The organism is Hymenobacter sp. 15J16-1T3B (genome assembly GCF_020711235.1).
In the GTDB taxonomy this organism is placed as follows: Bacteria; Bacteroidota; Bacteroidia; order Cytophagales; family Hymenobacteraceae; genus Solirubrum.
The window spans coordinates 20,053-43,732 of the sequence record NZ_JAJFAV010000004.1 but is presented as its reverse complement, the minus strand read 5'-3'; the positions used below and the strand labels follow the sequence as shown (position 1 = coordinate 43,732).

The following is a 23,680-nucleotide window of genomic DNA, read 5'->3' as shown; positions in this document are numbered from 1 at the left end:
CCGGCTGGGTGGCCGGGGCGTTTTGCATTGGCGGGCAAGCCGGCTCAGAAGTAGCGGCGACGCCAGATGCGGTACCAGTGCTTGTTTTTGGGGTAGCTGCGCGAGGCCGTGGCGTTGTTGAATACTAGCGCCACCAGCAGCAGCAACAACGCGCCGGCCAGCACCGGCATGAGCACGTACCAGTACCCCAGGGCCTTGAGCTGCGCGGAGCCCACGTTGGCAATCAGGGCCGTAGCCCCGCCCGGCGGGTGCAGGGTTTTGGTTATCTGCATGGCCACAATGGACAAGGCCACGGCCAGTGCGGCCGCCAGCCACAGCTCCCCGCCCACCGTCTGCTGCACTGCCACGCCGATAACAGCGCTGATGACGTGCCCGCCCAGTAGGTTGCGCGGCTGGGCCAGCGGGCTGTTGATGACCCCGTAAATCAGCACCGAGGAGGCCCCGAACGAGCCGACCAGCAGCAGCGTATCGGCCGGGCCGAGCAGGTAGCGGTTGAGCAGCCCGATCAGGCCGATGCCGGTAAAGGCGCCCAGAAACGTCCAGAGGTGCTCCCGCCAGTCAAACAACGTTTCCTCATACACAATGAGCCGGATCCGGCGCGCGTGCCCCTGCAGTCTTCTTCGCATACCCTGGTGGCCGGCCGCAGCCGGCGGTGTTTTCTTGGGGGCAAAAATACGCGCCCCATTTTTGCCGCCCCTTGTCCGCTCCGGGCAACGGTGGGCGCCGGTCTGCCATCTAACTGGCATTCCTTCGCCCTGCGGCGGCCGCTTTCTTCCTTATTCCACCGTTCATGCGCCTACTCTCCCCTCTCGTTTGGTTGCGTTGCACCGCGGCTCTGCTGGTCTTGCTGTTGCAGGCCCCCCGTCTTGTGGCCCAAGCGCCGGCTGCTCCCGACAGCGTCGACCGGCTCGTGCGGCAGGCCATGCGCCAGCTGCGCATTCCGGGCGTGCAGCTGGCGGTGGTCCGCCACGGCCAGTTAGTCAAGCTGGGCAACTACGGCTTGGCCAACGTGCAGGACTCGGTGCCGGTGACCACGCAGACGCGCTTTTTCCTGAATTCCATTACCAAGGCCTTCGTGGGCGTGGCTGTGATGCAGTTGGTGGAAGCCGGCCAGCTCGACCTAGCCGCGCCGGTGGGCCGCTACCTGCCCGAGCTGCCGGCAACCTGGCACCCGGTCACGGTGCGGCAGCTGCTCACGCACACTTCCGGTCTGCCCGACATCATGCCCGAGGACGCGCTGGTAAGCGAAAACAACGAAAAAACCGCCTGGGCCGAGGTGCAGAAGCAGCCGCTCGACTTCCCGCCCGGCCAGCAGTTCGCCTACAACCAAACCAACTACCTGCTGCTGGGCCGCCTGATTGATAAACTCAGCGGCCAGCCCTTCGCGCAGTTCATCCAGCAGCGGCAGCTCGACGTGGTGGGCATGCCCCGCACCACCTCCGGCGACGCCCACGCCGTGCTGCCCCGCATGGCCCGCGGCTACACCTTCACCCAGTACATCGACGGGCAAGTGCGCCGCGGCAAGGAGCTGCAAAATCTGTTCGAAGTGTTTCCGCCCTCCTTGCGCACGGCCGCGGGCATGAGCTCCACCGCCGAGGAAATGGCCCGCTGGCTGATAGCCCTGCAACACGGCAAGCTGTTGCAACCCGCCAGCCTGACTACGCTCTGGACACCCGGCCGCCTTACCGACGGCACCGAACGCGGCTTCGGCGGCAAGCTCACCGGCTACGCCCTGGGCTGGCCCACCGTCACGCGCGCCGAACACCCGGCCGTGGCGCCGGTGGGCGGAGGCCGCTCCGCCGTGTTCCTCTACCCGCAGGACGACCTGGCCATCGTGGTGCTGACCAACCTGCAAGGCGCCAGCCCCGAGCGGTTCGTCGACGCGCTAGCGGCCTGCTACCTGCCCGACATGCGCGTGGCCGACGGCTTCGGCCTGCCTCCTACCCTGCGCGCCCTGCACCGCACCCTGCGCCAGCGCGGGTTCAGCCACCTGGAGGAGGAAGTAAAGAAAGCCCGCCGCCACGACCCGGCCTACGCGCTGCCCGAGCAGGCCGTCAACGCCTGGGGCTACTCCCTGGTGGAGCAGGGCCAGCTGGCTGATGCGCTGGCGGTGTTCCAGCTCAACGTGCGTCTTTACCCTGGCAGCGCCAATACCTACGACAGCTTGGCCGAAACCTACGCCGCCCTCGGCAACAAGAAGCTCGCGACCCAGTATTACACCCGCGCCCTGGCCCTAAACCCCAAAAACCGAACCGCGGCCGAGTACTTGAAGCAGCAGTAGCTTTTCCGGCAGGCCACCCCAGCCTATCCACGTAGCCAGCAACGGACGTGATTTAGCAAGGCACGCGAGGGCCGCTGCGTTGAGCGCCTCGTGCCAACCCAACGAAAGCGCCCCGGCGGAGTAGCCGGGGCGCTTTCGGTAGCGGCGTGGACGCCGGCCGCGGCGCGGGTTAGTTTTTCGACAGCAACTGCGCCGGCCCGCTGGAGTAGATGTACATCTTTTCACCAGGCAACTCAACGCTATCGACTGCGGTGTAGTTGGTATGCCGGGTCCGCGTCATGATGAGCACCTTCGATTCTGTCTTCTGTAACAGCTCATCCAACTCGCTTTGGTTGAGAAAGTGGTATTTACCGAGTTGCTTGAATTCGTCCCACCCGTAAGCGTCGTAGCGCTTTTCGGCCCGCTGGAATTCTTCGGGCGTCATGCCGCAGTAGCTGGCTACGTACAGGTACATCTGGGAACCATCACCGGTCTTATCCAGCACCACCGTATCGTACCAGTCTTTGTAGTTGTTCAACCGCTCAATGCCCTTCGCCGTCAAGGCCGGCATTGTTTCCTTGATCAGGGTATCCGAAGCCGTGTATTCCTGCAAAAAATACTTCGCATTCCACAGTGCCAGCCCGACCGTAACTGCAACAAAAGCATTGCGCAGCACCGCGTTGTTAATATGCTTGTATACCAGCACAATTCCGGCGGCGCTGAGCAGGGGCAATAATACCGTCAGGCCGGAAGCGCGCAGGGCGTGCGGGTTTTCCCGCGTCAGGGCGCTGGGCAGCACCGCCATGAACAGCAGCGCATAAATATAAGCTGGCTTAATAGCTTGGTTTTTAGAAACAACTTTATGAATGAGAAACATGCCCAAATAGAAAAACAGGCACTCAATCATCAGCAGTCGGGCTACTGTAAAATAATTACCAACACCAAAATTAAAGAACAAGAAATCCGGGGATAAATTCAGCGCGATATTTTTAAAGAGCGTATTGAAGTATTGAAACGACCACGAAAACTCCATCATGCTGCCGTCGGCCCGGGACAAGAAGCGGTCCGGCATGGTCACGGCGGCTATGAGCTGCGGACCGGCCCCCACCAAGGCGCTGATACCAAGTACCAAAGCCTTTTGAAAGAAGCGGCTAGCGTAGCGCCAAAGGTCAATCAGCACCAGCAAAGTGAAGAGAAAGAAGGTCAGCTTGCCCGCTTGGTAGGTATTGGTACCGAGCCCGATGCTCAGCCCTAGCCACGCAAGGCTGGCGAGGCTATAGCCTTTTTCCTGCGCTTTTTGCCAGAGGTAGCAGGAGCAGATGAGAAAGAAAGGTGGCAACATCGTGCCCTCCGACGCTACGCGGGAGAAGACAATATGCCAGGGTGAGAAAGTAGCCAGCAACAAGGCCAATAGCCCAAACAAGCGTCCCCCCATTTTCTCGCCCACCAAATAAATCAGCAGCAGGGAAACAAAGCCCAACACGACGGACACCAAACGTCCGGAATAAATGGAATACCCAAACAGCTCAATTGGAATAGCGCAGAGCCACGCATACATGGGCGGACGGTAATCCATATTCCCGAAAGCACGCAAAATAACGGGATACTTTTCACCCCACCTGTCGGCTCCGGTACGAGCTATGCTGTACCCGTCGTAAATATTCGACAGCTCGTCCTGATTAACCGTAAGCGGATATTCTTCCAGCTGTAAATAGCGCAGCAAAAAGCCAATTATCAGCAGCACGCATACCAGGATAAAAACCAAATAATCACGTCGGCTATAATTCTTTAATTGAACGAGCATTGGCAGCAGCTTGGGTTTTGAACAGCTACAAAGATAGCAACGAACGGTACCCACGGCGCACTATCGGCGCCCGCCGCAGCCGGCAACGGCCCCGCCCACTCCCTCTACCCCGGAGTGGGCAAATCCACCCACCTGCAGGCTGCATCGCACACGCATCGGAGCTTTGCCGGTCGAGTAAGACGTTTCGCATTGGGATGTACCGCGTCAACGCCAAAGCGCCCCGGCGGAGTGGCCGGGGCGCTTTGATAAGAGGCATCCAGTAGTATTTACGCGTGCTGCTCGGGTAGCCAGTTATACAGGTTGGAGGCTTGGCTTTGCAGGCGCTGCCATTCCGCCGCCGTCACCCCTTCCAGCACCAGGCTCAAGCTTCCGGCAAAGCCCGGCGACTGTTTCACCACCAGCTCGGCCGTATCGTCCGCATACCGCCGAAACGCCGCCAAATAGACGCCTTGGCACGCCGCCGCGTCCGCTTCGGTGGCTTGCAGCTCTTCCCGGCCGAAGTAGCTGTCGGCGGGCCAGTCAAAGCGCAGGTCCAAATAGAGCCGCCGGTACTCGTCCACCCGCAGCCTTGCGTAGGAGCAGGTGCTTTCTTGCCAGTGCTGGAGCGCGGCCGTGGTCAACGGCGTGGCGAGGCTGCTGCGCTCGGTGATGCGCCAGTCGGCCGACGCGTCGACCCAGCGGCCGGGGTTGTTCTTGGCGGAACGCGGGTGGGCAATGGGCGGCAGCCCGTTCGCAACGGGCCCGCGCAGCCACGCCCACACCGCTTTGGCAGCCGTTTCCCAAGCGTTATTTGCCATAATCCGGCCGAGTCGTTACGCCCTCAGGTGCTTGCCTCACACCTGAATCACGCCCACGTTGTACTGCTTCTCAATCGGGGCGTGATTGGCCATGCTGATGCCTTCCGAAATCAGCTTGCGCGTCTCCAAGGGGTCGATGATGGCGTCGACCCAGAGGCGGGCGGCGGCGTAGTAGGGCGAGAGCTGCTCGTCGTAGCGGGCCTTGATCTTGTCGAACATTTCCTTTTTAGCCTCCTCGGTGAGCTTTTCGCCCTTGCCTTCGGCGGCCGCCACCTGAATCTGCAGCAGCGTGTTGGCCGCGGCGGCCCCGCTCATCACCGCCAGCTGGGCCGTGGGCCAAGCCACGATCAGGCGCGGGTCGTAGGCCTTGCCGCACATGGCGTAGTTGCCGGCCCCGTACGAGTTGCCCACGATGACCGAGAACTTCGGCACCACGGAGTTGGACATGGCGTTGACCATCTTCGCCCCGTCCTTGATGATGCCGCCGTGCTCCGACTGCGAGCCGACCATGAAGCCCGACACGTCGTGCAAAAACACCAGCGGAATGCGCTTCTGGTTGCAGTTCATAATGAAGCGCGCGGCCTTGTCGGCCGAATCGGAGTAGATAACCCCGCCCATCTGCATGGCGCCCTTCTTGGTCTTCACGATTTTGCGCTGGTTGGCCACGATGCCCACCGCCCAGCCGTCGATGCGCGCCAACCCGCAGATGAGCGTCTGCCCGTAGAGGTCCTTGTAGGGCTCAAACTCCGAGTTGTCCACTAGGCGCAGGATGATGTCCATCATGTCGTAGGGCTTCACGCGGTCCGAGGGCAAGAGGCCCAGGATTTCTTTCTCGTCCAGCGCCGGCGCCTGCGGGGCCTTGCGCGAGAAGCCGGCCGTAGGCTGGGCGCCGAGCTTGTCGAAGATGTTGCGGATGTGGTCGAGGCACTCCTCGTCGTTCTTGAACTTGTAGTCCGTCACGCCCGAAATTTCCGAGTGCGTGGTGGCCCCGCCGAGCGTCTCGTTGTCGATGGTTTCGCCGATGGCCGACTTCACCAGGTACGAACCGGCCAGAAATACCGAGCCGGTGCCGTCGACAATCATGGCCTCGTCGGACATAATCGGCAAATACGCCCCGCCGGCCACGCACGGCCCCATGATGGCCGCCAGCTGCACGATGCCCATGCTGCTCATCACCGCGTTGTTGCGGAAGATGCGGCCGAAGTGCTCCTTGTCGGGGAAGATTTCGTCCTGCATGGGCAGGTACACGCCGGCCGAGTCGACGAGGTAGATAATCGGCAGCTTGTTTTCGATGCTGATTTCTTGGGCGCGCAGGTTTTTCTTGGCCGTAATCGGGAACCAGGCCCCGGCCTTCACCGTGGCGTCGTTGGCCACGATGACGCACTGCCGGCCCTGCACGTAGCCGATAACCACGACCACGCCGCCGGAAGGGCAGCCGCCTTCTTCTTTGTACATGCCCTCGCCGGCAAACGCGCCGATTTCGACGGTTTCCGAGCCTTTGTCGATGAGGTAGTCAATCCGCTCCCGGGCCGTGAGCTTGCCCTTGGCCTTGTGGGCGGCAATGCGCTTTTCACCGCCGCCGAGCCGCACTTTTTCCAGCCGCTTCTGCAGCTGGAAGTTCAGCTGCTTGAGCTGGTCTTCGTTTTTGTTGAATTCGAGGTCTTGGCGGGTGGGGGCTGCGGGCTGATTCACGGGAATGAGAGGCGTTGGGGAGACGAAATGCCCGCCTGCGCGGGCCGATTCCAAAGGTAATTGATTTAACGCATCAGCCTAACGAGTGTTAGGCAAGGATGCTTCGGCTGGAAGAGTAGCCTCTCATCCTTGGGTTGGCACGAGGCGCTCAACGCAGCAGCCTTCGCTGCGCGTACGCCAGATGAGGATTACGAGCAGTATAGCACCGACACAAAAAAGCCCGCACCATGCGGCGCGGGCTTTCCGTTCGAAAGCAAATCGGCCGGTTTAGGGCCGCACGGCGGTGTCCACCGGCGCCGGCGAGGTTTGCTGGGTCACCGTTTTGGTTTCGCGCTTGCGGGTGCCATCGGGCTTCACCTCCGATTCGGACTTTTTCTTCTCCTTGCCGCCCCCGCCAAACACCGAGAAGTGCACGTAGCGCTTGGGATTGGCCTTCAAATCCACTAGCAGGGCGTTGGCCGAGGCCGAAGTGGCGTTGAGGTTGGTGTAGAGCGAGTCGTCGTTGAGCAACAGGCCCAGGGAGCCTTTGGTAGAATTCAGCTGCTGGTTCAGACCCTTGATGGTGGCCTGCGTCTGGGCCACGGTGGTGTTTAGGTCGCGCACGGTCTTGGCCAGCGGGGCGCGCTTGAGCGTGTCGGTAATGAGGGCCAGGTTGGTGGCCACGGCGTCGAATTTGCGCTCCGTCACGGCCAGCGACGAGCTCAGTTCGGCCATGTTGGTGGTGATGCGGTTGATGTTGCGCTGGTTGGCCACCAGCAGGTTGCGTAGGGCCTCGGTGGTGGCCTGCGAGTTCAGCAGCGTCTGCTGCAGGCTCAGGCGGGCTTCCTTGCTCAAAAACTGGTTGACGCGGATCAGCGTGGAATCGACGGTGCCGAGCACGGGCAGGGCTTTGGCCTGGAAGGCGTCGGTGAGGCTGGCGGCGTGGTAACTGCGCAGCTCTTCGCCGCCCTCAAAGATCTTGGTGTTGCGGCCCTGCAGCAGCGTCACCGACTTGGAGCCCAGCAGCGAGCCGCTGAGGCTGGCCAGCGTGGAGTCGCCGACTTCCACGTCTTTCCGGATTTCAAGGGACACGCGCACCTTATTGGCCTGGGCGGGCAGCAGCTCACGCTTCTTTACCTGGCCGACCGCCACGCCGTTGAGCAACACGGCCGCCCCGTCGTTAAGGCCATCCACGTTGTCGTAGACGGCGTAGAAAGTGCGGTCGGAAGAAAATACGTTGCTGCCTTTCAAGAATCGAAAGCCAACAAACAACGCCACCAGGGCGACAACGGCCAACAAGGCAACTTTGGCTTCTTTGGACACGGGGAAAGGCGGAGAGAGAAGGAGGAAGAGAAATAACGGGGCCGCCGACGAATGGCGGGGCAAGATAGGCGAACGGCGCGCAGTTAGTCGGCGGCGCTGCTGGCCTCCAGGTCCTGCTTGTATTGGCGGAAGGCGCGGTAAATACCCGCTGCCATATACGACTGTCCGCCCTTATCGTTTAGGTACTGCTCCTCGCCGGGGTTGGTCAGAAAGCCCACTTCGATCAAGGCCGAGGGCATGGTGGATTTCCAAAGTACCAGGAAGCCCGCCTGCTTCACCCCGCGGGACGGCCGCTTGACGGTAGTGCGAAACTCGTGGTCGACTTTGGCCGCGAAGCGCAGGGAGTTGTCGATGTGGGCGCTTTGGTAGAGCGAGAAGAGGATGTGGGATTGGGGCGAGCGGGGGTCGAAGCCGCTGTAACGCTCCTTGTAGTTGTCTTCCTGCAGAATGACGGCGTTTTCGCGCTTGGCCACGGCCAGGTTGGCTTCCGTTTTGTGCGGACCCATGGTCCAGACCTCGGTGCCGCGGGCGGCCGAGGGGCCGGCGTTGCAGTGCACCGAGATAAAGAGGTCGGCGTTGTTCTTGTTGGCCACGCCGGCGCGGTCGGCCAGCTCCACGAACACGTCGGTTTTGCGGGTGTACACCACCTTCACATCGGGCATGTTCTCCTCGATGAGCTGGCCCAGCTCCAGCACAATTTTCAGCGCGACAGCGGCTTCGCGGGCGCCCTCGGGGCCGGCACAGCCCTTGTCTTTGCCGCCGTGGCCGGCGTCGAGCACCACGGTGCGCAGGCGGTAGGCGGCAGCCGGCTGGCGGCCACGGGCATCGGCGCTGGAATCGGGCTGCTGCGCTACGCTCGCGGCCGGGCCGAGGCCCAGCGCCAGCAGCGCCGCCGCGAGAAGGACAATATTCCGCACGGTGTTCGTTAGATGGGGCGGCTACCCGCTATTTTTGCACTCTTAGCCACAAAATAAAGCAAATCTGCCCTACGTGACTCTTTCCGCGGCGCATATTCAAACGCTATGCCGCAGCAGACGGGTGCTTCGCCCTTGGCGTACGCTCGCCCTGCTGATTAGTTATTGCCTATTGGTGGGGCTGGCGCAAGCCCAGCAGCGCCCGGCCACTCCGCCGACCCGCCCCGCCGGTCAGCCCGCTGCCACTCCCACCATTGCCGCCCGCCCCGACACGGCCCGCGCCGCCACCGGCGACTCATTGCGCGTGGGTGTGAAGCCCAAGGGCGACATCGAAACCACGGTGAAGTACCAGGCCAAGGACTCGATTCGCTTCAATGTGCAGGAGAAGAAGGCCGTGCTCTACAACAAGGCCAGCGTCAATTACGGCGAAATGGACCTGAAAGCGGGCGTCATCACCGTCGACTACAACCAGAACGTGCTCACGGCCGAGGGCTTGGCTGACTCCACCGGCAAGGTGCGAGACAAGCCCGTGTTCAAGGACGGGGCCGAAACCTACCAGGCCGGCCGCATTGCCTACAACTTCAAGTCGCGCAAGGGCAAGATTGCGGAGGCCATAACCCAGCAGGGCGAGGGTTACATCCACGCCGAGGTGGTGAAGAAAAACGAGCTGAACGAAATCTACGGCCTGCACGGGCGCTACACCACGTGCAACCTGGAGCACCCGCACTTCTTCATCAACGCCTCGAAAATGAAGGTGGTGCCGCGCAAGCAGGTGGTGACCGGCCCGTTCAACCTCGTCATCGGCGACATTCCCACGCCGCTGGGCTTTCTGTTCGGCTACTTCCCCACCCCGGGCAAGTCGCGCGCCTCGGGCCTGATCATCCCGACCTTCGGGCAGGCGCTGGACCGCGGCTTCTACCTGACCAACGGCGGGTACTACTTCGTGGTCAACGAGCACATCGGCCTGCGGGTGACCGGCAGCGTGTACTCCGGCAACGCCGACTCCTTCGGGGGCTGGGGCGTGAACAGCGACCTGACCTACCGCAAGCGCTACAGCTACGAGGGCCGGCTGGAATTCAACTACTCGCGGCGCCCGGCGGGCCTGATCCTGCGCTCCGGCGACCTGAGTGCCAACGCCAACCTGCGCAAGAACTTCAAGCCGCGCACCTTCTGGCTGACGTGGAGCCACAACCCGACGCCCCGCCCGGGCGGCGGCCGCTTTGCCGCCAGCGTGCGCACGGGCAGCCCGGAGTTCAACCAGCAGAACTCCCTGGACGTGCGCAACTACCTCACGCCGGCCTTCAACTCCTCCATCAGCTACTCCAAGCAGCTGCGCAACCTGCCCATCAACTACTCGCTGCAGGCCACGCAGGACTTGAACACCATCACCGGCACGGTCAACCTGACCCTGCCCGACGTGTCGTTGGCCGTGCAGCGCCAGAACATCTACCAGCTGCTGGGCATGCCCACGCGCGGCCGGTTCTACGAGCAGTTCTCGGTGGATTACCAGTTTACGGGCCAAAACCGTCTGAGTAACACGGAGGCCGCTCGCTCGCTGCCGTCGGGTTTGCCGCTGCTCGGCGGCAACGCGGCCTCGCGCACTGTGCCGGTGCAACTGAGCAACCTCGGCCCGCTGCTGCGCAACTACCAGACGAGCCTGCAGCACCGCTTCGGCCTGTCTTTGGGCAACTACACCCTGCTGCGCCACCTCTCCTTCGCTCCCAGCGCCTCGTACGGCGAATCGTGGTTTGTGAAGCGCCTGAACTACCGCTACGTGCCCGAGGCGCAGGCCATTCGCGTGGACACCGCCCGCGGCTTGTTCCGGGTGGGCAACTTCAGCGGGGGCGCCGCGCTGTCGACCAACCTGTACGGCACCGTTAACTTCGGCAAAACCAAGCGCATTCAAGCCATCCGCCACCGCTTGGCGCCGAGCTTGAGCTACTCCTATTCGCCCAATTACCTGGCCAACTCCAATTACTACCAGCAGCCCTACAACCCCCTGGACCCGACGCAGAGCCTGCTGCCGGTCGACCTGCGCAACTCGGCCGGGGCGCTGTTCACGCCCTCGCAGTTTTCGCGCTACCAGGGCTTCGCGGGCACCGGACCGGGCGGCGGGCAGGTCAGCCAGGTAAGCTTCAGCCTGCAAAACCAGGTGGAAATGAAGGTGCGCAACGACAAGGACACCACCGGCACCGAGCCGACCAAGAAGGTCAGCCTCATCGACGGCTTCGACCTTTCCTCGGGCTACAACTTCGCGGCCACGGCGTTTAGGCTGGCGCCGCTCAACGTGAGCCTGCGCACGCAGGTAGCTCAGAAGCTGAGCGTGCTCGTCGCAAGCACCCTCAACTTTTACCAGCGCGACTCGGCGGGCGCGCTGATCAATAAGTACCTCTTCGAGCAGGACAGCCGGCGCTTGGCCCGCCTGGACCAGGCCTCGGTGCAGCTGAGCTACCAGTTCGACAGCAACCGCCGCCCGGGCCAGCCCGTCAACCGCAACCAGCGCACGGCCCCGGTCAACGACCCGGTGCTCGGCAACCCCAACCAGCCCGATTCCTACGTCGACTACCTCGACTTCACGATTCCGTGGACGCTGAATGCCTCGCTCGGCGCCCTGTACTCCGACCCCGGTCCGCGCGTGGCCCGCGCCGGCACCACCCGCAACCGCTCCTGGCCCACGGTGGCCATGAACGTGAGCGGCGAAATCAAGCTCACCGACAAGATGCGCCTGACTTACACCTCGGGCTACGACTTCGTCTCGCGCAAGGTCACGGTGACGTCCATCAACTTCTTCCGCGACCTGCACTGCTGGCAAATCACCGGTTCCTGGATTCCGACCGGCCAGATCCAGGGCTTCAACGTGACCATCGGGGCTAAATCGGCGCTGCTGCAGGACCTGAAGCTAAACCGCAACCGCACCTTCCTCAACCGCTAAGCGCGCCCGTTGCCGCCCGGTGTCTTGCCGCCCCTTTCGCTGCCTAGCCGAAAGGGGCGGCAAGTTGTTTATGGCCCGGTACCAGGCACCGCGGCCCCGGCTTTTGCGGAAAAAGCCGCAGCTTTGCCCCGTTCCGCATCCCTCACCTTTTACCCAGGCTACCCAAGCACCGTTCCGATGTCGCAGCACAAGGAAATCAAGCGCGTGACCACGCACCAGTTGCAGGCCATGAAGCAGCGCGGCGAGAAAATCTCCATGCTCACCGCCTACGATTACTCGATGGCCAAAATCCTCGACGGGGCGGGCATCGACGTGCTGCTCGTCGGCGACTCGGCCTCCAACGTCATGGCCGGCCACGAAACCACCCTGCCCATCACCCTGGACCAGATGATTTACCACGCCGCCTCGGTGGTGCGGGCTGTGACGCGGTCCTTCGTGGTGGTCGATATGCCGTTTGGCTCCTACCAAGGCAACTCGTCGGAGGCGCTGCGCTCGGCCATCCGCATCATGAAGGAATCGGGCGGGCACGGCGTGAAGCTGGAAGGCGGCGCCGAAATCAAGGACTCGATTATTCGCATCCTGACGGCCGGTATTCCGGTGATGGGCCACCTGGGCCTCACCCCGCAGAGCATTTACAAGTTCGGCACCTACACCGTGCGGGCCAAGGAAGACGCCGAGGCCCAGAAGCTCATCGAGGACGCCAAGCTGCTGGAGGAGCTGGGTTGCTTCGCCCTGGTGCTCGAAAAGATTCCCTCGGCCCTGGCCAAGCAAGTGGCCGAGCAGCTCACCATCCCGGTTATCGGCATCGGCGCGGGCCCGGAAGTGGACGGGCAGGTGCTGGTGGTGCACGACATGCTGGGCATCACGCAGGAATTCAAGCCGCGCTTTTTGCGCCGCTACGCTGAGTTGGGCGACCTGATGCACCAAGCCGTGACCCAGTACGTGAGCGACGTGAAGAGCCGCGACTTTCCCAACGAGAAGGAAGCCTACTAGGTATTTCGGCCGCCGCGCATGCGCCCGGGCGCGCCGCCGGCGTTATGCCTGGGCGTCGGTGCCCGGGTTGCCGACGACGGTTCTGTTCGTTCTGACTTAGCTTACCGCCGGCTTGCATTGCGCAGGCCGGCGGTCTTGTTTGGCGGCTGGTTCCGCCGCGTCTCGTTCTAGCCCATGTCTACTTCCCCCGTCTCCTTGGTTGATCGGCTCAACGCCTGGCTGCGCAACTCGATTACCATCAAGCTGCTCTCCATCGGCTTTCTGCTGCTCCTGCTGCTGATTCCGTCGACGATGGTGGAAAGCCTGATAACCGAGCGCGCCGAAAACCGGGATGCCGCCACCCGCGAAATCAGCGGCAAGTGGGGCGGGCCGCAGCTGGTGCTCGGGCCCGTGCTGGCCCTGCCCTACACGGCCCGCAGCCAAGACGAAAAAGGCCGCCCGCAGCGCACCACCGAATACCTCTGCTTCTTGCCCGACAGCCTCGCCACCACCGGGCAGCTGGAGCCCGAGCGGCGGCACCGCGGCATCTACGAGGCGGTGGTGTACCGGGCCCGGCTTCGGGTGCGCGGCGTGTTTCAAACCGCCTCCCTGGCCGACCTCGACCTGGACCCGGCTGATATACACTGGGCCGAAGCCTTCGTGGCCCTCGGCATTTCCGACCTGAAAGGCATCCGCAACAGCCTGCGCCTGAGCTGGGACGGGCAGCCGCGCGGTTTCGAGCCGGGCGTGCCCTCGCCGCAGCTGCTGCCCGTGGGCACGCCCCCCGGCGTGGCCTCCGACGAAACCGCCGTGCGCAACGAGCGGCAGCGCTACTCCAAGTTTCAGGGCACCGACGAGGTGCCCGCGGAGGACGGCAGCAACAACAGCGGCCTGAGCGCCCCGGTGCCGGTGCCCAACGCCGCCGCGCTGGTCGGGCGCCACACCTTCAGCTTCGAGCTGGACCTGAACGGGAGCACCGGCCTGCTGCTGGCGCCGCTGGGCCGCCAAACCACCGCCCGTCTCGCCGCGCCCTGGCCCGACCCGAGCTTTATCGGCGCGTTTTTGCCCGCCCAGCGGCAGGTTACGGCCCAGCAGTTCACGGCCGATTGGCGGGTGCTGCACCTGAACCGCAACTACCCGCAGCGCTGGCGCACGGCCGCGTTTCAGCCCAACGTGAACGGCTCCACGTTCGGCGTGCGGCTGCTGGTGCCCGTCAATGAATACCAGAAAACCATGCGTGCCGCCAAGTACGCGCTGCTGCCGCTCACGCTCACCTTCCTGATTTTCTTTTTCGTGGAAGTGCTCAACCGGCGGCGCATTCACCCGTTTCAGTATATCTTAGTGGGGCTGGCGTTGGTAATTTTTTACGTGTTGCTGCTAGCTTTGTCGGAACATATGCCCTTCAATGCGGCTTATGGCTTGGCGGGCGCCGCCATCATCGGGCTGGTCACGGCCTACGCCGCGGCGGTGTTCCGGCAGCGGCGCTTGGTGCTGATTACGGCCGGCGTGCTCACGCTCATTTACGGCTTCGTGTTCGTCGTCATTCAGTTGCAGGATTACGCCCTGCTGATTGGTAGCCTGGGCCTGCTGCTGGTGCTCGGCATTGTGATGTTCCTCTCGCGCCGCATCCGCTGGTACGACAGCGCGGCGCCCGAAACGCTTTCTGAATAGTACTTTTACCTCGTGAATAGACCTGCCATCTGGTCGGAACAGAAAGAAATTCTGTTCGAAGACAACCACCTGCTCATCGTCAACAAAACCGCCGGCACGCTGGTGCAAGCCGACGAAACCCGCGACGAGCCGCTCTCCGTGAAAGCCGCCGAGTACCTGCGGTTGAAGTACAAAAAGCCCGGCAACGCCTTTATCGGCGTGTGCCACCGCATCGACCGGCCCGTGTCGGGCATCGTGGTGCTGGCCAAAACCAGCAAGGCCCTGAGCCGGCTGAACGAAATGTTCCGCGACAACCAGATGCACAAAACCTACTGGGCCTTGGTGGGCAAAGCCCCGCAGGAGCCCGAGGGCACCCTGGTGCACTGGCTGCTGAAGGACCCGATGCGCAACGTGACCAAGGCTTACGCCCAGAAGCACCCGCAGGGCCAGCGCGCCGAGTTGAACTACAAAGTGCTGGGCCAGGTGGGCCACCGCTACCTACTCGAAGTCAACCCCATCACCGGCCGCCCGCACCAGATCCGGGTGCAGCTGAGCACCGGCCTGGGTACGCCCATCACCGGCGACGTGAAGTACGGCGCCATGGCCCCCCTGCCCGATCTGAGCATTGCCTTGCACGCCCGCCGGTTGCAGTTCAAGCACCCGGTCACCCAGCAGGAAATGGACATCGTGGCCCCCTTGCCCGACGCGGAAGTGTGGGACCCGATCCGCAGCGGCGAGCTGGTGAATTAACCGCCCGGCGGTGAACTTGTACCGCTGCCAATGCCGTTGAACGGCCAACTTGCCCCTGCCCCGACTTCCCGCTCCGGCTATGCGCCGGCGCTGACGAACGTCATTGGCCGGACCGCGGCCCGGCGCTACGTTTGCGCTTCGGACAAACAAAACAGCCCTGCACGCGTTTAGGCGTCAAGGCTTTAACCTTTTTCCCTTCACCCCGCCTCATGCCGATTCTGTTGTTTTTCGTCGGGCACTGGTACCTGTCGCTGTTCGTGCAGACGTTCTACCTGCACCGCTACGCGGCCCACAAGATGTACACGATGAACCGCTTTTGGGAGCGTTTCTTCTTCCTGCTGACCTACGTGGCGCAGGGCTCGTCGTACCTCTCGCCCCGGGCTTACGCGCTGCTGCACCGCATGCACCACGCGTACTCCGATACCGAGCACGACCCGCACTCCCCCCACTTCTCGTCGAACGCCTTCACGATGATGTGGAAGACGAAAAACATCTACAACTCGGTGCTCAACGACCAGTACGAGCTGGCCAAGCGCTTCGAGGGCGACTACCCCACCTGGGGCGCGCTGGAGCGTATCGGCGACCATTGGGTGTCGCGCGTGAGCTGGGGCACGGCTTACGTGCTGTTCTACGTGGCCTTGGTGCCGGCCAGCATGTGGTACCTCTACCTGCTGCTGCCCTTCCACTTCTTGATGGGCCCGGTGCACGGCGCCATCGTGAACTGGAGCGGCCATAAGTACGGCTACCAGAACTTCGACAACAACGACAAGTCGCGCAACTCGCTGTTCTTCGACTTTCTCACCGGCGGCGAGCTGTTTCAAAACAACCACCACAAGCTGCCCATGCGCGTCAACTTCGGCGTGAAGTGGTGGGAGTTGGACCCGACCTATCCCGTCATCTGGACGTTGGACAAAGTCGGCATCATCAAGATCAAGCGCGAGAAATCGGCCAAGCAGCCGGTATCGATGGCGGCATAAGGCCGAACCACACGAGCATCAAAAGCCGCTTCGGGAAACCGGGGTGGCTTTTTTATTGTGCCGAAGCAAAATGAACGGTCATCCTGAGCAGAGCGAGAGGTTTTCCTCCCCCCGCAGCGCCGCTGCCGACAAAGCACCGCCTCTTTTTCAGCAAATGCAGCAACCTAACAAGCGCAGCCACCGCAGCCCGTGTAACCGGGTGTTGGCGGCTGCGCTTTTCAGTTGGTACAAGATGCGAGGTCCTTCGCGCTGCTCAGGATGACCATTTTGCAGGTCGTTCTATGACAAATATTTGCGCCCAGCACCAATCTGCGGCATTATTTCTTACCTTTGCAGCCCAAATCTTTTTTCATCCGACGCACGAGTTGCGTCACCTAACCGACACGGTTTATGGCAGTTAAAATCCGCCTCGCCCGCCGCGGCCGCAAAAAGGCCGCTATGTACGACATCGTAGTTGCTGACTCGCGCGCTCCGCGTGACGGCCGCTTCATCGAGAAGCTCGGCACCTACAACCCGCTGACCAACCCGGCCTCCATCAACTTCGACGCCGACAAGGCTTTCGATTGGCTGATGAAGGGCGCCCAGCCCACCGACACCGTGCGCGCCATGCTGTCGTATCGCGGCGTACTGTTCCGCAAGCACCTGCAGCTCGGCGTTATCAAAGGCGCCATCACGCAGGACGTAGCCGACCAGCGTCTGCAGCAGTGGAACGACGAGAAGACGGCCAAAATCGAAGGCAAGCGCACCAACGTGGGCGCCGCCAAAGACGAAGCCCGCAAGCAGCAACTGGCCGCCGAAACCAAAGTGCGCGAAGCCCGCGCCGAGGCGCTGCGCCAGAAGCAAGCCGCTGCCGCCGCTGCCAACGCTCCGGCCGCTGAAGCGCCCGAAGCTGCCGAGGCTCCCGCCGAAAGCACCGAGGAAAACGCCTAATTCAGGTTTAGCGTTTTGAGGTTAGGAGTTTAAGAGTCGCCTTCGGGAGGCTCTTGAACTCCTAAACTTTTTAACCCGCCAACTCATCGACTGCTATGAACCTTGACGAAAGCTACGAACTGGGCTACGTGGTGAAAACCCACGGCCTGCGCGGGCAACTGGTGGCCGAGCTGGACGTGGACAGCGTGGACGACTACCGCCGCGTGGAGGAAGTCTTCGTGGAGCGCCCCGCCGGCTCGGGCAAGCTGCACCGCTTCGGCGTGGAGCGCCTCACGCCGCAGGCCGGCACCCGCGTGCTGCTCAAGCTCAAAACCGTGGACCGCATCGAGGACGCCGAGCTGTTTCGGGGCCTGAAGCTGTACCGCCCCCTGGTCGACCTGCCCGAGCTGGAAGAAGACCAGTTTTACTTCCACGAGGTCGTGGGCTACGCCGTGGTCGACGCGAACCTGGGCCCACTGGGCACCGTGGAGTCGTTCTACGAGCTGCCCGAGCAGGTGCTGCTGGCCATGCGCTACCAAGGGCAGGAAGTGCTGATTCCGGTGGTCGACGAGCTGATTCAACACGCCGACGAGGACACCAAGGAGCTGCACGTGACCTTGCCCGACGGCCTGCTCGACATCTACCTCAACCCCGGCGCCCCGGACGACGAGGACGACGCGGAGCCGTCGGAGGACGCGCAAGCCGCCAAGTAACCGCCGTACCCACGCCTCACCCCGCCGCCTGCGCCATGCGCTTCGACATCATCACCTGCCAGCCCGAACTGCTCGTCAGCCCCTTCGCGCACTCCATTGTGAAGCGGGCCCAGGAGAAAGGCCTGGCCGACATTCACCTGCACGACCTACGCCAGTTTGCCATCAACAAGCACGGGCAGATCGACGACTACGCCTTCGGCGGCGGCGCGGGCATGGTGCTGCGCCCCGAACCCATTGCTGCCTGCATCGACGGGCTGCGGGCCGAGCGCGCCTACGACGCCATCATCTACCTCACCCCCGACGGGCCCACGTTCCGGCAGGCGGCGGCGAATCGACTGTCCTTGCTGCGGAACGTGATTCTGCTCTGCGGACACTACAAGGGCGTGGATGAACGCATCCGCGAGGAGTACGTGACCGAGGAAATCAGCGTGGGCGACTTCGTGCTCAGCGGCGGGGAGCTGGGTGCGGCCGTGGTGGTCGACGCCGTGGTGCGCCTGCTGCCGGGCGTGCTCGGCAACGAGGAATCGGCCCTGAGCGACTCGTTTCAGGACAACCTGCTGGCCCCGCCGGTGTACACACGCCCCGCGGAGTGGCGCGGGCGGACGGTGCCGGCCATCCTCATGTCGGGCGACACGCCCAAGGTGGAGGACTGGCGCCACGAGCAGGCCCTGCAGCGTACCCAGCAGCGCCGCCCCGATTTGCTGGCGGATATGCCCGCGGAGGCGTTTGAGGAGCCGCGCAAGCCGCGCCGCCGGAAAAAACCTAATGCTTAGTGTTGTAGCTCGGCCGAAACTCACTATATTTGCGCCTCCTTACTGAAACCACTCGGGCGGCGGCGCCGCCTTTTTTAGATTTTTTGCTGTCATGAGCCAACTTCTCGACCTCATCAACCAGGAAGCCAAAGAGCGCCGCGCCAGCTTCCCGGAATTCGCTGCCGGTGACACCGTAAACGTGCACGTTAAGATCCGCGAAGGCAACAAGGAGCGCATCCAGCAGTTCCAGGGCGTGGTTATCCAGCGCCGGAACTCGGGCACCAACGGTGAGACCTTCACCGTGCGCAAAGTGTCGAACCAAATCGGCACCGAGCGTATCTTCCCGATCATCTCGCCGAACCTCGACAAGATCGAGCTGATCCGCCGCGGTAAAGTGCGTCGCGCCCGCCTGTTCTACCTGCGCGGCCTCTCGGGCAAAGCTGCTCGTATCAAAGAGAAGCGCGCCTAAGGCATCCTGCCTCCAAGCTCAAACCGGGCCTCTACCCTCGCGGTGGAGGCCCGGTTTTTTGTGTTCGATGCGGCTGTTGCTGCACGCGCCAAAAGAACGTCATTGTCGAGCTTGTCAAGACATCTCGCGGGCTGACATCCGCCAGTATTGTCATACTGAGCCTGTCGAAGCATGTCTACCGATTCATTGGATTGTATCTGACGAAGCGGAGATGCTTCGACAGGCTCAGCATGACGTTCTTTTTACTTTGGTCTGAGCGAGCCGCTGTTCAATGTCAGCACGCGAGACGCTTCGGCTGCGCGCAGAATGACGTTCTAATCCATCCGCCAAACCCCAATCGGGCCCGAACGCGTACTTTCGTCGCGTCCTTTCGCTCTCCCTCTTTATGCACAAACTACTACCCGGCCTTGCGCTGGCGGTGCTGCCGCTGGCGGCCGTGGCTCAAGCCCCGCGCCCCTACTGGCAGCAGGAAGTCAACTATTCCATCGACGTGACCCTCGACGACCAACAGCACGTGCTGACCGGCCGCGAGGAAATGCAGTACGTCAACAACTCGCCCGACGCGCTGCCCTTTATCTGGATTCACCTCTGGCCCAACGCCTACAAGGACAACTCCTCGGCGTTTGCCCGCCAGCAGCGCGAGCAGGGCAAGCGCAAGTTTGAGTTTGCCAAGGCCAACCAGCGCGGCTACATCGACCAACTCGATTTCCGCGTCGAAGGGCAGGTGGTAAAGCTCGACTACGACCCCAAGAACCCCGACATAGCCAAGCTCACGCTCCCGCAGCCGCTGCAGCCGGGCCAGCGCGTGACCATCAGCACGCCCTTCCGGGTGAAGCTGCCCGACTCTTTCTCGCGCATGGGCCACGTGGGCCAGAGCTACCAAATCAGCCAGTGGTACCCCAAGCCGGCGGTGTACGACCGCACCGGCTGGCACCAGATGCCCTACCTCGACCAGGGCGAGTTCTACTCCGAGTTTGGCTCCTTCGACGTGCGCATCACCCTGCCCGACAACTACGTGGTGGGCGCTACCGGCGAGCTGCAGAACCCCGACGAGCGGGCCCGCCTCGACCAGTTGGCCGCCACCACGGCCGCCAAGGGCGCGGAAACGTTCGGCTCCGACGTGAGCTTCCCGCAGTCGGCCGCGACGACCAAAACGCTGCGCTACACCCAAGACCGCGTGCACGACTTCGCCTGGTTTGCCGACAAGCGCTTCAACGTGCTCAAGGACACCGTGAAGCTGCCCGGCTCGGAGCGCGTGGTAACGACCTGGATGCTGTTTACCAACCGCAACGCCGCCGACTGGCTCAAACACCGCAACGACCTGCGCTACGCCCTGCAGGGCTACTCGCGCTGGGTGGGCGAGTACCCTTACTCCGCCGCCACGGCCGTCGACGGGGCGCTGAGCGCGGGCTCGGGCATGGAGTACCCGATGGTGACCGTGACGGACCCGTTTGCTACCATCCACGAAGTGGGCCACAACTGGTTTTACGGCATTCTGGCCTCCAACGAGCGGGAGTTCCCGTGGATGGACGAGGGCGTGAACAGCTACCTGGAAGCCCGCGTGTCGGAAGCCTCCGGCGCCGAGCTGACCGACCCCATTGCCAAGGCGGCAACAATGCCCAAAGTGGCCAAGGGCTTCGATTTGCAGGGCCTGCCGCCCTACGCCGTGTCGCAACTGCAGTGGCAGGTGCCGGCCAGCCGCGGCTACGACCAGGCCGTGACCCTGCCGGCGGCCCAGTACGTGAATTACAACTACGGGGCCGTGGTGTACGGCAAGACGGCCGGGCTGCTGCGCTACCTCGCCGCCTACCTGGGCCAGGAGAAATTCGACCAGGGCATGCACCTGTACTTCGACCGGTGGAAGTTCCGCCACCCTGGCCCGGCCGATTTTCAGGCCGCCTTCGAAGAAGCCAGCGGGCAGAAGCTCGATTGGTTTTTCCAGCAGATGATGGGCACCACCGGCCGCTACAACGCCGCGGTGGCCGACATCATGAGCACCGACCAACAAATAAAAGTGCTGGTGCGCAACGAATCCAACGCGCCCTGGGCCGTACCAGTATCGACCGTCGACGCCTCGGGCAAGGTGCTGGAAACGCTCTGGACGCCGGTATTCGGCGGCCGCGAAGCCGAGGAAAAATCGGAAACCGAGGACACGGACGTTACCCAGCTCAACTTCCGCCGCACGCCCGCCGTGGCCGCCGTGGTGGTGGACGCCCAGTACCTCACGCCCCAGCTCAACCGCCGCGACGACCAGCGCCGCCTCAGCGGGGCCCTGCCGACGCTGGAATCGGTGCGCCTGCGCCCCCTGCTGAGCGCGGAGCGCTGGGACCACGCCTCGCTGAACTGGCTGCCGGTGCTCGGGGCCAACACCTACGACAAGTTCATGCTCGGCGCGGCCTTCTACAACAATCCGCTGGTGCTAAACAAAATCAGCTACCTGGCTATGCCCATGTTTAGCTTCGGCAAGGCCGAGCTGAAGGGCATCGGGCAACTCAACCTGAACGCGCTGCCCACCGGCCGCCTGCTGCAGCGCGTGACGACGAGCTTCTTGGCGACGCGCTTTGAGCGCTACACCAAACTGGAGCCCAGCGTGACCCTGGAGCTGCGCCGCAACCGCCCCGCCGGCCCCCAGCAAACCGTGCAGCTGGCCTACACCATCGTGCGGGCCAAGGACGAGCTGAGCGACAACATCATCCCGACGCTGCGCTACAACTTGGACGGCGGCGACGCCGTGAAGCAGTACGGCGCCGACCTCGAGCTGAACGCCTTTAGCCCGCGCAATGCAGGCACCAGCTACGATTCGCCGGTGCTCGGCCGCGCTGCCCTGCGCTACGAGCATTACTACAAGCAAGGCAAGAGCGTGCGCGCCCGCCTGTTCGGCGGCTACTTCTTCCAGCAAACCGAAGGCGACGCCCGCCGCTACTTCATGGGCCTGAGCGGCAGCTTCGACTACCGCCGCCAAACGGCTTTCCTCGACCGTCAGCAGATTTCGGATACCTACGCCGCTCAGCGCCACCAAACCGATGACCGTGACGGAGCCTTCAAGGCCTACATTCCGGTGGCGGCCGACAAATGGCTGACCACGCTGAACCTGGAAGCCGAGCTGCCGGTGACGTCATTCAACGTTTTTGCCGACTTTGGAGCCGTCAACCGCCGGCAGCTGTTGCCCGACGGCCGCAACCAGCGCCTGTTCTACGACGCGGGCCTGGCGGTGCCTCTGTTCAACAACGTGTTCCGTCTGTACCTGCCCGTAGCTGGCTCCCAGTACACCGACGGGCTGCCCAACGGTTTCCGCGACTTCAGCCACCGCATCCGCTTTGTGCTTGATCTACAAAAAGTCAACCCCTTCCGCCTCCTCGACCAAGTCCTGCGCTAAACGCGGGCTGCGGTCTGGTGCGTTCCTGTTGCTGGCAGCCGGCCTTGTGGTCGGCTGCCAGCCGCGTTTTAATGAGCTGCCAACCTACTCCGAGGACCGGCAATTGCTGCAGGTGGTGGTGGAAACGCCCGCCGGGACCAACCGCGTGCTCCGCTACGACGCGGCCACCAACGACTTCAAACCCGAGCAGCGCGCCGGCGTCGACCGGCTGGTGAGCTTTCTGCCCTACCCCGCCAACGCGGGCTTCGTACCGTCGACCAAGCTGCCGGCCTCGCCCCAGCACCCGGCCGGGCAGCCGCTGCCGGCCCTGGTGCTGGCCGAAAGCCTGCCCGCCGGCACGGTGCTGGAAGTGCTGCCCGTGGGCCTCGTCACGCTTGACCGGGCCGGGGAGATGGAGCCGGTGGTGCTGGCCGTGCCGGCCCGCCCCAGCCAACGCATCATGCCCGTCACCAGCTGGCGCGAGCTGCTGCAGCAGTACCCGGCCGCCCGCGAGATGCTGCGGCTGTGGCTGCTGCGCTCGGCCGAGCACGGGGAGGTGCGCGTGGTAAGTTGGCGCGACGAGCAAGCCGCCGAACAGCAAATTCGGCAGGTGCAGCAAAAAGCCGACTGAGTTAGCGCCCGGGCCAAACGCAAAACGGCCCCGCCAGTAGTGGCGGGGCCGTTTTAAACATATGAGCGTCGGAGCGACTACTCGATTTTGTTGAGGCGGTCTTTCACCGACTCCAGCTGCACGCGCATGTTCACAATGTCGGCGCGGGCGGCTTCCTGCTCTTTCAGGTTGGAGTCCACCATGTTGTTGAGCTTCACCAGGTCGGCGGCGTTTTCGGCCAGCTGCTGCTGAATTTCAAGCTTCTTGGCTTTGTTCTTCTCGATGTCCTTCTTGATGGCGTCCTGCTTGGCAATAACGGCCATGTGGTTGTTCTGCGAGTTGATCAGGGCCTTTTCGGCTTCCTGCACCTGCAGGGCAATGTCTTCGCGGTAGAGGCTGCGGGCGAAGTCTTTCAGGTAAGCTTCGGCCGACTTCCACTGCTGCGGGGTAGCTTCCTTGCTCAGGTAGGCATTGCCCAGGTCAATCGACCACCACACGGTGGTGCCGGTCGGCACGGCATCTACTTTCGAGATGATGCGGATCGGGGTTTTGGAGATGGATTCAACCACGACGCCGTCCATGGAGTAAACGCCTTTGTCGGCCTTCACTTTGCCGATTTTCTCGTTGATGAGCTTCACCCACGAGTCTTCGACGCGCTTGCTGTCAAGCTGGATGGTGACGCGCTGACCTTTGCGCGGAATGCCTTTCACGGCCATTTCCGTTTCGTCAACGGGCGAACGTTGCGCAAACCCGGCAGTCGTCAGGACGAACAGCAACAGAGAAAGGAGTACGCCTGATTTCATAAGAAGTGAAATGAGTTGG

At 63.0% G+C, this 23,680-nt stretch carries 19 protein-coding genes; 12 read left to right on the top strand and 7 right to left on the bottom strand.

Annotated elements, in window-relative coordinates:
* Positions 1 to 44 precede the first annotated feature (44 nt).
* On the bottom strand, positions 45 to 626 hold the full coding sequence (locus LJ737_RS08240; protein WP_227764551.1) for an HPP family protein: 582 nt from the start codon (positions 624 to 626) through the stop codon (positions 45 to 47).
* 164 nt (positions 627 to 790) lie between these two features.
* Between LJ737_RS08240 and LJ737_RS08235 the strand changes: the two genes are divergently transcribed.
* A complete protein-coding gene (locus LJ737_RS08235) occupies positions 791 to 2,281 on the top strand; it encodes a serine hydrolase domain-containing protein (protein WP_227764550.1) in 1,491 nt (496 codons plus the stop codon).
* A 169-nt stretch (positions 2,282 to 2,450) separates the two neighbouring features.
* Here LJ737_RS08235 and LJ737_RS08230 read toward each other — a convergent pair whose 3' ends face one another.
* The 5 genes from LJ737_RS08230 to LJ737_RS08210 all read right to left on the bottom strand — a co-directional run bounded on the left by LJ737_RS08230 (position 2,451) and on the right by LJ737_RS08210 (position 8,772).
* Positions 2,451 to 4,064 (bottom strand): ArnT family glycosyltransferase, encoded by a 1,614-nt coding sequence (locus LJ737_RS08230; protein WP_227764548.1) that lies wholly within the window; start codon positions 4,062 to 4,064, stop codon positions 2,451 to 2,453.
* Positions 4,065 to 4,330: 266 nt separating this feature from the next.
* Positions 4,331 to 4,861: a hypothetical protein gene (locus LJ737_RS08225; protein WP_227764545.1), complete on the bottom strand. Its 531-nt coding sequence runs from the start codon at positions 4,859 to 4,861 to the stop codon at positions 4,331 to 4,333.
* 36 nt (positions 4,862 to 4,897) lie between these two features.
* Positions 4,898 to 6,553 carry an acyl-CoA carboxylase subunit beta gene (locus LJ737_RS08220; protein WP_227764543.1) on the bottom strand — a complete coding sequence of 552 codons (1,656 nt, stop codon included), beginning with the start codon at positions 6,551 to 6,553 and terminating at the stop codon, positions 4,898 to 4,900.
* A 267-nt stretch (positions 6,554 to 6,820) separates the two neighbouring features.
* The gene (locus LJ737_RS08215; RefSeq protein ID WP_227764541.1) at positions 6,821 to 7,855 is read right to left on the bottom strand and encodes an MlaD family protein; all 1,035 of its coding nucleotides are present in this window, start codon (positions 7,853 to 7,855) and stop codon (positions 6,821 to 6,823) included.
* A gap of 83 nt (positions 7,856 to 7,938) precedes the next feature.
* Complete coding sequence (locus LJ737_RS08210; protein ID WP_410779947.1) at positions 7,939 to 8,772, bottom strand: N-acetylmuramoyl-L-alanine amidase family protein; 834 nt, start codon at positions 8,770 to 8,772, stop codon at positions 7,939 to 7,941.
* Positions 8,773 to 8,944: 172 nt separating this feature from the next.
* Between LJ737_RS08210 and LJ737_RS08205 the strand changes: the two genes are divergently transcribed.
* The 11 genes from LJ737_RS08205 to LJ737_RS08155 all read left to right on the top strand — a co-directional run bounded on the left by LJ737_RS08205 (position 8,945) and on the right by LJ737_RS08155 (position 22,879).
* The gene (locus LJ737_RS08205; RefSeq protein ID WP_227764538.1) at positions 8,945 to 11,701 is read left to right on the top strand and encodes a putative LPS assembly protein LptD; all 2,757 of its coding nucleotides are present in this window, start codon (positions 8,945 to 8,947) and stop codon (positions 11,699 to 11,701) included.
* A 177-nt stretch (positions 11,702 to 11,878) separates the two neighbouring features.
* On the top strand, positions 11,879 to 12,694 hold the full coding sequence (gene panB, locus LJ737_RS08200) for a 3-methyl-2-oxobutanoate hydroxymethyltransferase (RefSeq protein WP_227764535.1): 816 nt from the start codon (positions 11,879 to 11,881) through the stop codon (positions 12,692 to 12,694).
* A gap of 174 nt (positions 12,695 to 12,868) precedes the next feature.
* A complete protein-coding gene (gene creD / locus LJ737_RS08195; RefSeq protein ID WP_227764533.1) occupies positions 12,869 to 14,344 on the top strand; it encodes a cell envelope integrity protein CreD in 1,476 nt (491 codons plus the stop codon).
* A 12-nt stretch (positions 14,345 to 14,356) separates the two neighbouring features.
* A complete protein-coding gene (locus LJ737_RS08190) occupies positions 14,357 to 15,073 on the top strand; it encodes an RluA family pseudouridine synthase (protein ID WP_227764531.1) in 717 nt (238 codons plus the stop codon).
* A 209-nt stretch (positions 15,074 to 15,282) separates the two neighbouring features.
* Positions 15,283 to 16,050 carry an acyl-CoA desaturase gene (locus tag LJ737_RS08185; RefSeq protein ID WP_227764529.1) on the top strand — a complete coding sequence of 256 codons (768 nt, stop codon included), beginning with the start codon at positions 15,283 to 15,285 and terminating at the stop codon, positions 16,048 to 16,050.
* Between the two features lie 390 nt (positions 16,051 to 16,440).
* A complete protein-coding gene (locus LJ737_RS08180; RefSeq protein ID WP_227764527.1) occupies positions 16,441 to 16,980 on the top strand; it encodes a 30S ribosomal protein S16 in 540 nt (179 codons plus the stop codon).
* A gap of 95 nt (positions 16,981 to 17,075) precedes the next feature.
* Entirely contained in the window at positions 17,076 to 17,672 is a 597-nt protein-coding gene (gene rimM, locus LJ737_RS08175; protein WP_227764526.1) for a ribosome maturation factor RimM, read from the top strand.
* 35 nt (positions 17,673 to 17,707) lie between these two features.
* Positions 17,708 to 18,445 (top strand): tRNA (guanosine(37)-N1)-methyltransferase TrmD, encoded by a 738-nt coding sequence (trmD, locus tag LJ737_RS08170; RefSeq protein ID WP_227764524.1) that lies wholly within the window; start codon positions 17,708 to 17,710, stop codon positions 18,443 to 18,445.
* A 91-nt stretch (positions 18,446 to 18,536) separates the two neighbouring features.
* Positions 18,537 to 18,893 carry a 50S ribosomal protein L19 gene (gene rplS / locus LJ737_RS08165; protein WP_227764522.1) on the top strand — a complete coding sequence of 119 codons (357 nt, stop codon included), beginning with the start codon at positions 18,537 to 18,539 and terminating at the stop codon, positions 18,891 to 18,893.
* 385 nt (positions 18,894 to 19,278) lie between these two features.
* Positions 19,279 to 22,269, top strand: a complete 2,991-nt coding sequence (locus LJ737_RS08160; protein ID WP_227764520.1) for a M1 family metallopeptidase — start codon at positions 19,279 to 19,281, stop codon at positions 22,267 to 22,269.
* A 28-nt stretch (positions 22,270 to 22,297) separates the two neighbouring features.
* Positions 22,298 to 22,879 (top strand): inorganic diphosphatase, encoded by a 582-nt coding sequence (locus tag LJ737_RS08155; RefSeq protein ID WP_227764518.1) that lies wholly within the window; start codon positions 22,298 to 22,300, stop codon positions 22,877 to 22,879.
* 77 nt (positions 22,880 to 22,956) lie between these two features.
* Here the strand turns inward: LJ737_RS08155 and LJ737_RS08150 are convergent, their stop codons facing one another.
* Positions 22,957 to 23,661, bottom strand: coding sequence for a DNA repair ATPase (locus tag LJ737_RS08150; protein WP_227764517.1), 705 nt, complete (start codon positions 23,659 to 23,661; stop codon positions 22,957 to 22,959).
* Positions 23,662 to 23,680: the final 19 nt, after the last annotated feature.

Coding starts and splice junctions, on each gene's coding strand:
- LJ737_RS08240 (WP_227764551.1), bottom strand. CDS start 626: ATGCGAAGAAGACTGCAGGGGCACGCGCGCCGGATCCGGCTCATTGTG.
- LJ737_RS08235 (WP_227764550.1), top strand. CDS start 791: ATGCGCCTACTCTCCCCTCTCGTTTGGTTGCGTTGCACCGCGGCTCTG.
- LJ737_RS08230 (WP_227764548.1), bottom strand. CDS start 4,064: ATGCTCGTTCAATTAAAGAATTATAGCCGACGTGATTATTTGGTTTTT.
- LJ737_RS08225 (WP_227764545.1), bottom strand. CDS start 4,861: ATGGCAAATAACGCTTGGGAAACGGCTGCCAAAGCGGTGTGGGCGTGG.
- panB (WP_227764535.1), top strand. CDS start 11,879: ATGTCGCAGCACAAGGAAATCAAGCGCGTGACCACGCACCAGTTGCAG.
- creD (WP_227764533.1), top strand. CDS start 12,869: ATGTCTACTTCCCCCGTCTCCTTGGTTGATCGGCTCAACGCCTGGCTG.
- LJ737_RS08185 (WP_227764529.1), top strand. CDS start 15,283: ATGCCGATTCTGTTGTTTTTCGTCGGGCACTGGTACCTGTCGCTGTTC.
- LJ737_RS08180 (WP_227764527.1), top strand. CDS start 16,441: ATGGCAGTTAAAATCCGCCTCGCCCGCCGCGGCCGCAAAAAGGCCGCT.
- rimM (WP_227764526.1), top strand. CDS start 17,076: ATGAACCTTGACGAAAGCTACGAACTGGGCTACGTGGTGAAAACCCAC.
- trmD (WP_227764524.1), top strand. CDS start 17,708: ATGCGCTTCGACATCATCACCTGCCAGCCCGAACTGCTCGTCAGCCCC.
- rplS (WP_227764522.1), top strand. CDS start 18,537: ATGAGCCAACTTCTCGACCTCATCAACCAGGAAGCCAAAGAGCGCCGC.
- LJ737_RS08160 (WP_227764520.1), top strand. CDS start 19,279: ATGCACAAACTACTACCCGGCCTTGCGCTGGCGGTGCTGCCGCTGGCG.
- LJ737_RS08150 (WP_227764517.1), bottom strand. CDS start 23,661: ATGAAATCAGGCGTACTCCTTTCTCTGTTGCTGTTCGTCCTGACGACT.